The organism is Streptomyces sp. JLBT605, from assembly GCF_058215555.1.
In genome coordinates this window covers 2612777-2624287 of record NZ_CM177087.1, presented here as the reverse complement: position 1 = coordinate 2624287, position 11511 = coordinate 2612777, and the positions used below count along the sequence as shown (strand labels likewise).

The 11511-nt window shown below is 77.1% G+C and carries 5 protein-coding genes; 3 read left to right on the top strand and 2 right to left on the bottom strand.

Annotation, left to right across the window (positions count from 1 at the left end):
- Positions 1–31 precede the first annotated feature (31 nt).
- The 3 genes from AC4BDD_RS11705 (at position 32) to AC4BDD_RS11695 (ending at position 11014) form a co-directional block, all read left to right on the top strand.
- A complete protein-coding gene (locus AC4BDD_RS11705) occupies positions 32–8824 on the top strand; it encodes an SDR family NAD(P)-dependent oxidoreductase (RefSeq protein ID WP_490690937.1) in 8793 nt (2930 codons plus the stop codon).
- Positions 8825–8881: 57 nt separating this feature from the next.
- Positions 8882–10162, top strand: coding sequence for a phthiocerol/phthiodiolone dimycocerosyl transferase family protein (locus AC4BDD_RS11700; RefSeq protein WP_490690936.1), 1281 nt, complete (start codon positions 8882–8884; stop codon positions 10160–10162).
- Between the two features lie 72 nt (positions 10163–10234).
- Positions 10235–11014 (top strand): oxidoreductase, encoded by a 780-nt coding sequence (locus tag AC4BDD_RS11695; RefSeq protein WP_490690935.1) that lies wholly within the window; start codon positions 10235–10237, stop codon positions 11012–11014.
- 5 nt (positions 11015–11019) lie between these two features.
- On the opposite strand, the gene AC4BDD_RS11690 is transcribed toward AC4BDD_RS11695, so the two are convergent.
- Both AC4BDD_RS11690 and AC4BDD_RS11685 read right to left on the bottom strand, forming a co-directional pair.
- Positions 11020–11265, bottom strand: a complete 246-nt coding sequence (locus AC4BDD_RS11690) for a hypothetical protein (protein ID WP_490690934.1) — start codon at positions 11263–11265, stop codon at positions 11020–11022.
- Positions 11262–11498: a hypothetical protein gene (locus tag AC4BDD_RS11685; protein WP_490690933.1), complete on the bottom strand. Its 237-nt coding sequence runs from the start codon at positions 11496–11498 to the stop codon at positions 11262–11264. The genes AC4BDD_RS11690 and AC4BDD_RS11685 overlap by 4 nt, the downstream gene beginning before the upstream one ends.
- Between the last annotated feature and the right edge of the window lie 13 nt (positions 11499–11511).

The following is an 11511-nucleotide window of genomic DNA, read 5'->3' as shown; positions in this document are numbered from 1 at the left end:
CCGCAAGACTCCCAAGGAGCGAGATCACCCCATGCGCAACGAGGACAGGCTCCGCGACTACCTCAAGCGGGTCACCACCGAGCTCCAGCGCACCCGCGAGGACCTGCGCGAGACCCAGGACCGGCAGCGCGAGCCGATCGCCATCGTCGGCATGAGCTGCCGCTATCCGGGCGGTGTCGGCTCGCCGGAGGACCTGTGGCGGCTGGTGGCCACGGGCACGGACGCGGTCTCCCCGTTCCCCGCCGACCGCGGCTGGGACCTGGAGCGGCTGGCCCACCCGGACCCGGACCAGCCGGGCACGGCGGCCACCGGGGAGGGCGGCTTCCTCCAGGACGCCGCCGCCTTCGACGCCGGGTTCTTCGCCATGTCGCCGCGCGAGGCGCTGGCCACCGACCCCCAGCAGCGGCTCTTCCTGGAGACCGCCTGGGAGGCCGTGGAGCGCGCGGGCCTGGACCCGCGCACCCTGCGCGGGTCCCGCACCGGCGTCTTCACCGGCCTGATGTACCACGACTACGCGGGCAGCAGCGCGGCCGGCAGCGTGGTCTCCGGCCGGGTGGCGTACGCGCTCGGTCTGGAAGGGCCCGCGCTCACCGTGGACACCGCCTGCTCGTCCTCGCTGGTCGCGCTCCACCTGGCGGTGCACGCGCTGCGCCGCGGGGAGTGCACCCTGGCGCTGGCGGGCGGCGCCACGGTGATGGCCACGCCGGACACCTTCGTGGAGTTCAGCCGGCAGCGGGGGCTGGCGCCGGACGGCCGCTGCAAGTCCTTCGCGGGCTCGGCGGACGGCACCGGGTGGGCGGAGGGCGTGGGTGTGCTGCTGGTGGAGCGGCTGAGCGACGCCCGCCGCAACGGCCATCCGGTCCTGGCGATCGTGCGGGGCAGCGCGGTCAACCAGGACGGTGCGAGCAACGGGCTGACCGCGCCCAGCGGTCCGGCCCAGCAGCGGGTCATCCGGGACGCGCTGATCGACGCCGGGCTGTCCACCGCGCAGGTCGACGCGGTCGAGGCGCACGGCACCGGGACCCGGCTGGGCGACCCCATCGAGGCCCAGGCGCTGCTGGCCACGTACGGCCAGGACCGGGTGCCGGGGCGGCCGTTGTGGCTGGGGTCGATCAAGTCCAACTTCGGCCACAGCCAGGCCGCGGCGGGCGTCGCCGGGATCATCAAGATGGTCATGGCCATGCGGCACGGCACGCTGCCGCCGACGCTCCATGTGGACCGCCCCACCCCGCACGTGGACTGGACGGTGGGCCAGGTCCGGCTGCTGACCGAGCAGGTCGCCTGGCCCGACACGGGTGAGCCGCGCCGCGCGGCGGTCTCCGCGTTCGGCGTGAGCGGCACCAACGCCCATGTGATCATCGAAGCCGCCCCCGGTGACGCCGCCTCCGGTGCCGTCGCCGCCCCCGGTGACGACGCATCCGACGCCGTCCCCGGCGAGGCCCTCTCCGTCTCCGTCTCCGGCACCGGCACCGCCACCGTCGCCGAGCCCGCGCTGCGCGGTGCTCCGCTGCCCTGGGTGGTCTCCGGCCGCACCCGCGACGCGCTGCGGGACCAGGCGGCCCGGCTGCACGACTGGCTGCTGGACCGTCCCGGGCTGCGCCCGGTGGACGTGGCGTACGCACTGGCCACCACCCGCTCGGCCTTCGAGCACCGCGCGGCGGTGCTCGGCACCGACCGGGCCGAACTGCTGCACGGTCTGGCCCGGTTGGCGGACGAGACCGAGGAAGCCCCGGCATCCGGCACCCCCGACGCACCGGGGACGGCCGGTGCGCCCGGCGCCGCCGTGGTGCGCGGGGTCGCGTCCGGCGGCGGCCGGGCGGTCTTCGTGTTCGCCGACGCCACCGACGCCACCGGCAGCACCACCACGGGCGTAGCCGACGCGTGGATCGCCGCGGTCCGTGAACTGCTCGACACGGCCCCCGCGTTCCGGGAGCGGATCGCCGACTGCCACAGCGCTCTCGCCCGGCACGTGGACTGGTCGCTCGAGGCGGTGCTGCGGGGCGAGGCGGGAGCACCGGATCCGGCGCGCCCCGATGTCGTCGGCCCGGTGCGGTTCGCGGCCGCCGTCGCCCTCGCCGAGCTGTGGCGCGCGCACGGCGTGACGCCCGCCGCCGTCCTCGCCGACGAGACCCCTTGGACGGTCGCCGCCGCGGCCTGCGTCGCGGGCGCGCTGCCGCTGGAGGACGCCGTCGCGGCGGTGGTACGCGGCGAGCCGGTGACCCCACCCCGCTCCGCGGGCATCCCGCTGCACACGAGCGTCGAGGACCGCACCGTATCGGCCGTGCTGGAGCAGGGCGCCAGCGTGTTCGTCGAGGTGGCGCCCACCGGGCAGCCGGCGCTCGGCGACCGGCTCCGCGCCCTGCTGGCCCAGGCCGGCAGCGGGGCGTCCGTGGTCGGTGCGCCGGACCCCGGCGCGCGGGCGCCGCACGCCTTCCTGGGCGCCCTCGCCCGGGTGCACACCGGCGGCTGCGTGCCCGACTGGGCGCGGTTCTTCGCCGGTACCGGCGCCCGCCGCGTGGACCTGCCCACGTACGCCTTCCAGCACGAGCGGTACTGGCTGGCGAGCCCGGCCGCCGGGACCGGCACCGGCGCCGATGCCGCCGGGCTCGGGCTGCGGGCGCTCGCCCACCCCCTGCTCGGTGCCGCCGTCACGCTCGCGGACAGCGAAGGGCTGCTGCTCACCGGGCGGTTGTCGCTGCGCGACCACCCCTGGCTGGCGGATCACGCCGTCGAGGGGACCGTACTGCTGCCCGGCACCGCGTTCGTCGAACTCGCCCTGCGGGCCGGGGCGGAGGCCGGCTGCGAACTGCTGGAGGAGCTGACGCTGGAAGCGCCGCTGGTGCTGCCCGGCGAGGGCGGCGTCCGGCTCCAGGTGGCGGTCGGCGCCCCGGACGCGAACGGCCGCCGCTCGCTGACGCTGCACTCCCGCCCGGACGACGACGGCCCGGACGACGACAGCCCGCTCGGTGACGGCCCGTACGCCGACGACCCGGCGCGGTGGACCCGGCATGCCTCCGGAAGTCTGGCTCCCGGCGCCTCCGCACCCGCCCCCGACGCGGACCGGAGCTGGCCCCCTCAGGGCGCGGTGGAGGCGAGCGCCGAGGAGGTGTACGACTCCATGACCGCGGCCGGTCTGGAGTACGGACCGGCCTTCCGCGGGGTGCGGGCCGTCTGGCGGCGCGGCTCCGAGCTGTTCGCCGAGGTGGCGCTGGATGAGGCGGCACGCGCCGGAGCCGAGGGATTCGGGCTGCACCCGGCGCTGCTGGACGCCGCCCTGCACCCGCTCGGCCTCGGCCTGCCCGGCTTCGGCGACGACGCGCCCGGCGGGCGGCCCCGGCTGCCGTTCTCCTGGGGCCGGGTCGCGCTGCACGCCACCGGCGCCACCGCGCTGCGGGTGCGGCTGACCGCCGAGGCCGGCACGGTCCGGGTGACCGTCGCCGACCCGACGGGCGCGCCGGTCGCCGACGTCGACTCGCTGGTCGTCCGCCCCGTCCCGGAAGGCGCGCTGACCGGGGCCGGCACCGGGCGGCAGGACCCGTCGCTGTACCGGGTGGAGTGGGTCCCGGCGCCACCACCCGAGGCTGCCGGCGGGACCGCGTCGTGGACCGTCCTCGGCCCCGACCCGCTGGGCCTGACCGCCGCATTGCGCGGCGGCGCGGGTACGACCGCCGAGGTGGGCCACTGCCCGGACCCGGACCTGGCCTCGCTGACCGGCACGCACCTCCCCGGCCTGGTGCTCGTCCCCTTCGCCCCGACCCCGTCCCCGTCCTCGACCCCGCCCCGCGACCGGCCGGACGGCGGAAGCGACGTCGCCGAGGCGGTGCGCGCCGCGACCGGTCGGGCGCTGACACTGGCCCGCGAATGGCTGGCCGACGAGCGGTTCGCCGCCTCCCGCCTGGTCTTCGTCACCCGGGGCGCGATGGGCGCGCGCGGCGCCGTGACCGACCCGGTGCACGCCGCCGTCTGGGGGCTCATCCGCTCCGCCCAGTCCGAGCACCCGGACCGCTTCACCCTGCTCGACCTGGCCGATGACGAGGCGTCGGCACGGGCCCTGCCCGCCGCGCTCACCACCCGTGAGCCGCAACTCGCCCTCGACGGCGGCGCGGTGCTCGTCCCCCGCCTGACCCGCACCCCGTACGACACCCCCCAGGCCGCGGACACACCACCGGCCACCCCGGTCTTCGATGGTTCGGGCACGGTGCTGGTGACGGGTGCGTCGGGTGCGCTGGGTGGTCTGGTGGCTCGTCATCTGGTGGTGGCGCACGGGGTGCGTCATCTGCTGCTGGCGAGTCGTCGGGGCGGCTCGGCGCCGGGCGCGGTGGAGCTGGAGCGGGAGCTGACCGGCCTGGGTGCCCAGGTGACGACGGCGGCCTGCGACGTGGCCGACCGGGAAGCCGTACGCGAACTGCTCGCCCGGATCCCCGCGGAGCACCCGCTGACCGGCGTGGTGCACGCCGCGGGGGTGCTCGACGACGGGGTCTTCGCCTCGATGACCCCGGAGCGGCTGGCCACCGCGCTGCGCCCGAAGGTGGACGCGGCGGTGCGGCTGGACGAGGCGACACGCGATCTGAAGCTGTCCGCGTTCGTGCTCTTCTCGTCGGTGTCCGGGGTGCTCGGCGGGCTCGCGCAGGCCAACTACGCCGCCGCCAACGCCTTCCTGGACGCCCTCGCCGAGCAGCGCAGGGCCCGCGGCCTGCCCGCCGTCTCCCTCGCCTATGGCCTGTGGGAGCACAGCAGCGCCATGACGGAGGAGCTGGACGAGGCGGTCCGGGACCGGATGGCCCGGTCCGGCTTCCCGCCGATGCCGACCGACGAGGGGCTGGCCCTGTTCGACGCGGCCCACACCGCCGACGCGGCGGCCCTGGTGCCGGTCCGGCTCGACCTGGGCGCCCTGCGGACCCAGGCGGCCGCGGGCGGCCTGCCGCCGCTGCTGCGCGGCCTGGTCAAGCCCCCCGCGCGGCGGGCCGGTGCGCGGCCCGCCGGCCCGGCCCCGGCCACCGGCCCCGCGCTCGCCGAGCGGCTCGCGGGCCTGGCCCCGGAAGCCCGCGACCAGGCGCTGCTGGACCTGGTGTGCGCGGCCACCGCCGCGGTGCTGGGCCACGACTCGGCGGAGGCCGTCGACCCCGGCCGCACCTTCCAGGAGCTGGGCATCGGCTCGCTCAGCTCGGTGGAGCTGCGCAACCGGCTGGCCGCGGACACCGGGCTGCAACTGCCCGCCACCGTGGTCTTCGACCACCCGACCCCGGCCGAGACCAGCCGCTTCCTGCGGACCCTGCTGCCCGATCCGGCCCCGGCCGCCGCCACCACGGCGTCGCCCTCCCCGGCCGCCCCGGGGCAGACCGGCGCGGTGGCCGAAGACCCCGTCGTCATCGTGTCCATGAGCTGCCGTCTGCCGGGCGGGGTGAGCGGCCCCGAGGAGCTGTGGGAGCTGCTGGCGGCGGGCTCCGACGTGGCCGGGGCGGTCCCCGAGGACCGCGAGTGGGGCGCGGAGCACACCTACGCGGGCGGCTTCGTCGCCGACGCCGCCGGGCTGGACCCGGACTTCTTCGCGGGCACCACGGACGTCCAGCGGCGGCTGCTGATGGAGATCGTCTGGGAGGCGCTGGAAGCTGCCCGGATCGCCCCGGACACCCTGTCCGGCAGCGACACCGGGGTGTTCGTGGGCCTCACCCACCAGGACCGGGGGGTCGGCGGCGGGGCGGTGTCCGGCGGGATCTCCGCCGCGTTCGGGCTTCAGGGCCCGGCCGTCACGGTCGACACCGCCGGCTCCTCCTCGCTGGTGGCCCTGCACCTGGCCGCCCAGGCGCTGCGCCAGCGGGAGTGCTCGCTGGCGGTCGCCGCCGGGGTGACCGTGCACCGCAGACCGGAGGTGTTCGCCGAGTACGAGCGGCGCGGCGACCTGGCCGCCGACGGCCGCTGCAAGCCGTTCGCGGCCACCGCCGACGGGGTGGGGGTCGCCGAGGGCGCCGGGGTGCTCGTCCTGGAACGCCTCAGTGACGCGCGGCGTGCCGGGCACCCGGTGCTGGCCGTGCTGCGCTCCAGCGCGGTCAACCAGGGCGGCGCGGCCGACGCCGACGACGACCGCGCCCAGCAGCGGGTGATCACCCAGGCCCTGGCGGTCGCCGGGCTGGCCCCGCACGAGGTGGACGCCGTCGAGGCGCACGGCGCGGGCACCGCGGCCGGTGACGCCGCCGAGGCCCGCGCGCTGCTCGCGGTCTACGGGCCGGGCCGCCCGGCGGACCGGCCGCTGCGGCTCGGCACGGTCAAGGCGAACATCGGACACACCCAGGCCGCGGCCGGCGTGGCCGGGGTGATCAAGTCGGTGCTGGCGCTCGGCCGCGGGGTGCTGCCCCGCACCCCGCACTCCGAGTCGCCCGCACCGCACATCGACTGGTCCTCCGGCGCGGTCCGGCTGCTCACCGAGGCCGCGCCCTGGCCGAGCACCGGCGGGCCGCGCCGGATCGGCGTCTCCTCGTTCGGCAGCAGCGGTACCAACGCCCATGTCATCGTCGAGCAGGCTCCCGAAGACGGCACGGGCGGCACCCGGGAGCGGGCGGCGGCTGCCGCCACCCGCCCGGCGCCGGCGGCCGTGGCCTGCGTGCTCTCCGCGCGCAGCCCGCGGGTGCTGCGCGCCCAGGCCGCGCGGCTGCGGTCCCGGCTGGAGACCGGGCCGCACGCCGAGCCGGTGGACATCGCCCGCGCCCTGGCCACCACGCGCACCGGATTCCCGCACCGGGCTGCGCTGGTGGTCTCCGGCCGCGACGAACTCCTGGACGCGTTGAACGCCCTGGCGCGCGGCGAGGACGCCCCCGCGGTGCTGCGCGGCACGGCGGCCGAGGACGACCGGCGCATCGGCTTCCACTTCGCCGCCCACGACGGCCGCCGGCCGATCATCGGCCGGGCGCTGTACCGCGAGTACCGGGTGTACGCCGAGGCGTTCGACGAGGCGGCGGCGCGGCTGGACGACCATCTGCGGCGCCCGCTTCGCGAGGTCGTCTGGGACGAGCCGGAGTTGCTGGAGCGGCCGGAATACGGCCGGCCGGCGCTCTTCGCCGTCGAGCTGGCGCTGTTCCGGCTGCTCGACGACTGGGGCATCACCCCGCACCGGCTCTCCGGCAGCTCGATCGGCGCGGTCGCCGCGGCCTGCGCGGCCGGTGTCCTCACGCTGGACGCCGCCGCGGCGCTGGCCGCGGCGCACGGCAGGCTGGCGGCCGCGCCCTCCGGCGACCTTGCGGCCCTGGCGGAGTTCCGGCAGGTCGCGGAGGAGCTGGACTTCCGCGCGCCGCGCGTCCCGCTGGTCTCCGCCGCCACCGGACGCCTGGTCAGCGACGGCGAACTCGCCTCCCCCGACTACTGGACGGACCAGGCCCTCACCGGCGAAGCCGCCCCCGCGCTCCGCCCGGCGGCACCCCCGACCCTCGAACTCGGCCCATACGGCGGGCACCTCATCGCGGGCGCGGCGGCCGAGGACGGGCCCGACAGCTCCGGCACGGCGGCCGGGGACGGATCCGCGGCGGCGCCCGGCGACACGGCCCACGGGGTCGGCGTAGTGGCCGGGCACACGGCCGAAGGGACCAGCGTGGCGGCCGAGGACGGGGCCGACGGCTTCGGCGCGGCGGCCGGGGACTCGGCCCACGCGACCGGCACAGCGGCCGGGGACGCGGCCGAAGGGACCGACGCGGCGCGCGAGGGCGCGGCCGAACGGACCGGCACCGCGCCCCCGACGATCACCCCGGGCCGCGCCGAGCTGCTCGCGCTGACCGAGACGCTCGCGCGGGTCCACCTGCTGGGCGTCCCGGTCGACTGGCAGCGGGTCTTCGCGCCCTGGCCCGTGCGCCCGGTGGACCTGCCGACGTACGCCTTCCAGCGCACCGCCCGCGGCTGGCCCCCGCACCCGGCCGCGCCCGGCACCACCCCCGCGGCCCCCGCCGTCGCCGATCCCCTCACCGCCACCCCCCTCACCGCCACCCCCCTCACCGCCACCCCGCTCGGTGACGGCCTGCCCGGCGAGGATCTGCCCGGCGACGGCCTGCCCGACAGCATGTGCGGCCTGCCCGGCGGCCTCTCCGGCACCGCCGCCCCGGACCCCGCCGAGGAGCGGTTCTGGGACGCGGTGGAGCGCGGCGATCTGGCGGCCGTGCTCGGCACCCTCGACCTGAGCGGCGACCAGCCGCTCAGCGAGGTCGTGCCGGTGCTGGCCGCCTGGCGGCGGCAGCTGCGCGGCTGGCCGGCCGGCTGGGTGCGCACCGCCGAACCCGACCCCGGCGGCCCGGCCGGCACCTGGCTGGTCGCGCTGGGCCGCGGCGGCGACGGCGGATGCGGCGACGAGCTGGCGGACCCGCTGCTGGGTGCACTGCTGCGGCACGGCACCCAGGTGCTGCCGTTCCCGGTGGACACCGCGGCCCCGGGCGAACTCGCGCCCCGGCTGCGCCGGCTGCTCGCCGACCGGGGGCCGGTGGCCGGTGTGCTGTCCTGCCTGGCCACCGCCGACGGCACCGCCGCGCTGGCCGAAGCGTGGCGCGAGGCGGGCCCGGACATCCCGCTGTGGTGCGTGACCCGGGGCGCGGTCGCGGTCGAGCCCGGCGAAGGCGTGCTCGCCGAGCAGGCCGCGGTGTGGGACCTCGCCACCGAAGCCGTCCGCGCGCACCCCGCGCCCGGGGGAGGGGTGATCGACCTGCCGCCCCTGCTGGACGAACGCGCCCGCGCCCGCCTCTGCGCCGCCCTCGCGACCGCCGAGAGCGCCCTGGTCGAGAGCACCCCGGCCGAGCTGGCCGTCCGCCCCGCCGGGCTCTACGCCCGCGCTGTCCCAGACCGCACCGGCTGACCTGACGACCCCGCCCCGGACCCGCCCCAGGGACCGACCACCCCGAAGGGAAACCCCATGTCCACCACCCTGCGCCCGGTGGCGCCCAGCGAGCAGATCCACCTCGACGCGGGCGTGTCGGCCGCGTTCGTCGTCGAGTGCTCCGGGACCATCGACGCCGCCCTGCTGGCCCGGGCCCACGCCGCCCTCGCCGAGGAGGCGCCCGTACTGCGCGCCCGTGTCGAACGCACCGCGGAGGGCAACGCGTTCGCGCTCCGCGACACCGCCCCCGAGCTGGTGGTACGCGAGTGGGACGGGCCCGGCGGCACGGGCGCGGTCGACCCCTCGCTCGATCCCGAGCGGCTGCTGGCCCGGGCCGAACTGGTCCGGGACGTCTCCGGCCAGGGCGCGGACATCGTCGGGCTGGTCATGCACCACGCCATCGCCGACGGACCGCCGTTCAAGGCACTGCTGGCCCGGCTCTTCGCCCACTACACGGCGCTGGTCGAGACCGGCGAGCCGCTGCCCGCCCAGCCGGTGCCCTTCCCCGGCGCGACCGAGGACGCGCTCGCCGGCCGGTACGACGACGCGGCGCTGGACGAGGCGTACGCGCTGCGGCTGGCGTCGATGACCGAGCACGCCGTGCGGGCCTGGGAGCCGGACACCCCGCTCGAGCGCGGCGCGTCCGCCGAACCCTTCCACCAGGTCCTGATCGCCCTGGACCGGGAGACCACCGACGCGCTGATCACCGCCGCCAAGGCGGGCGGCACCTCGCCGTACGCGGCGGCCTGCGGCGCGGTGATGATCGCCGAGCGCGGCCAGCTCCTCCCGGCGACCGGCCCGCTGGCCATGGCCTGCGTCTCGGCGGTCGACCTGCGGGAGCGCTCGGGCGGCCCCGCACCCGTGGGCGTCATGGAGGTGACCAACCTGGTGGCCACCCACCGCTCGGTGGTCGAGGTGCGGCCCCAGGGCGACGCGGTCGAGGTCGGCCGGGGGATCAAGGCCCTGCTGGACGACGCGATCGCCCGCGAGGAGCCGCAGCGGATGGCGATGAACTTCGCCCGCTACGCCGCCGACCCGGACGCCCACCCCTCCGACGGCCCGATCCTCTCGCACGGCTGCATCATCGTCGACTGGGGCGTCATCCCCGATCTGCCCACCCCGCCCGGCGTCACCGTCACCGGCTTCCGCGGCACCGGCACGCCCCCGGTGATCGGCCTGTTCTACTCCGTCTTCGTCTTCGACGGACAGCTGACCGTCGAACTCAGCCACCCGCCGCGCGGCTACCCCGCCGACCGGATCGAGCAGCTGGCCCACCGCATCGAGCAGGCCCTGCGCGCCGTCGCCGAACGCGCCTGACGCCATATGGGGGTTCGGTCAGATATCGGAGCGACGGACGGGAAGTACGGGGGCGACGGAAAGGGGACGCAAGTGGGACAGGATCTCGCGGGCAGGACGGCGGTCGTCACCGGCGCCAGCCGGGGCATCGGACTGGCCGTGGTGCGTGCCCTGGCCGACGAGGGGGCGCGGGTGGTCGCCGGAGCGCGGACCGTCAGCCCGGAACTGCGCGCGCTCACCCCGCTGGTCCTGGAGGTCGACCTCGCCACCCCGCAGGGTCCCGGGCGGTTGATCGAGCGGGCCCTCGCCGAGTCGGGCGGGGTGGACATCCTGGTCAACAACGTGGCCGGCGGCCGGCCCGAGGCGAGCGGGTTCCTCTCACTCACCGACGAGGACTGGCAGCGCACCCTGGACCTCACGCTGCTCAGCGCGGTCCGGGCGATCCGGGCCGCGCTCCCCAGCCTGATCGAGCGGCGCGGCAGCGTGGTGAACATCGGGTCCGTCGCCGCCCGGATGCCCGCCCCGGCACTGGTCGACTACTCGGCGGCCAAGGCGGCGCTGGTCAACCTCGGCCGGGCGCTGGCCGAGGAGTTCGGCGGCCGCGGGGTGCGCGTCAACACCGTCTCACCCGGCATGGTGCGCACCCCCGTGTTCACCGAGCCCGGCTCCACCGGCACCGAGCTGGCCCGGCAGAACGGGCTCAGCCGGCGCCAACTGCTGGAGCGGCTGCCGACGCTGTCCGGCATGTCGACCGGCGAATGGGTCGAGCCGGAGGAGGTCGCCGCGCTCGTGACGTTCCTCGCCTCCCGCCGCGCGGAGGGCATCAGCGGCGCGGACTACGTCATCGACGGCGGCATGCTCAAGTCCGTCTGAACGGTTCAGCGGCTGCTGGGGCCCCGTTGCACAGGGCGTCGGCAGTCCGGGGCGAAGTCGGGCACGGGCTCGCCGTCGAGCGCGTAGCAGAGCGCGGCGTGCAGTTGCTCGGCTTCCAGCGTGGTCAGCACCAGATCCGAGACCCCGACGATCTCTTCTCCACGAGCGACCCACAGGGGCAGGGCGAGGTGTCCGTCCTCCTCGCGGCGCAGCCGGTGCCCGGGGCGTTGCCCGAAACTCCAGTCCGTCACGACTCCCGCCCTTCGCCGCCATCCGGTCCGGCGAGCCGGACGCCCCGGCTCTCGGCGACGCGCAGCGCGTCGGTCAGCGCCTCGATCAGCCGGTTCGCCAGGAAGCGCAGCTGCCCGGTATCCGCCTTCCGGTCCTCGATGATCGCCCGCGCGTGCCGGATGATCTCGGTGCCCATGCGGAGCTGCAACGCCTCCACCTCGTCGGCGAGCCGTTTCGCGACAGCGTCTGTCATGTCGTCAACCTTC

What these genes read in the sequence shown, in the direction of transcription:
- AC4BDD_RS11705 (WP_490690937.1), top strand. Translation starts at nt 32, where the DNA reads ATGCGCAACGAGGACAGGCTCCGCGACTACCTCAAGCGGGTCACCACC.
- AC4BDD_RS11700 (WP_490690936.1), top strand. Translation starts at nt 8,882, where the DNA reads ATGTCCACCACCCTGCGCCCGGTGGCGCCCAGCGAGCAGATCCACCTC.
- AC4BDD_RS11685 (WP_490690933.1), bottom strand. Translation starts at nt 11,498, where the DNA reads ATGACAGACGCTGTCGCGAAACGGCTCGCCGACGAGGTGGAGGCGTTG.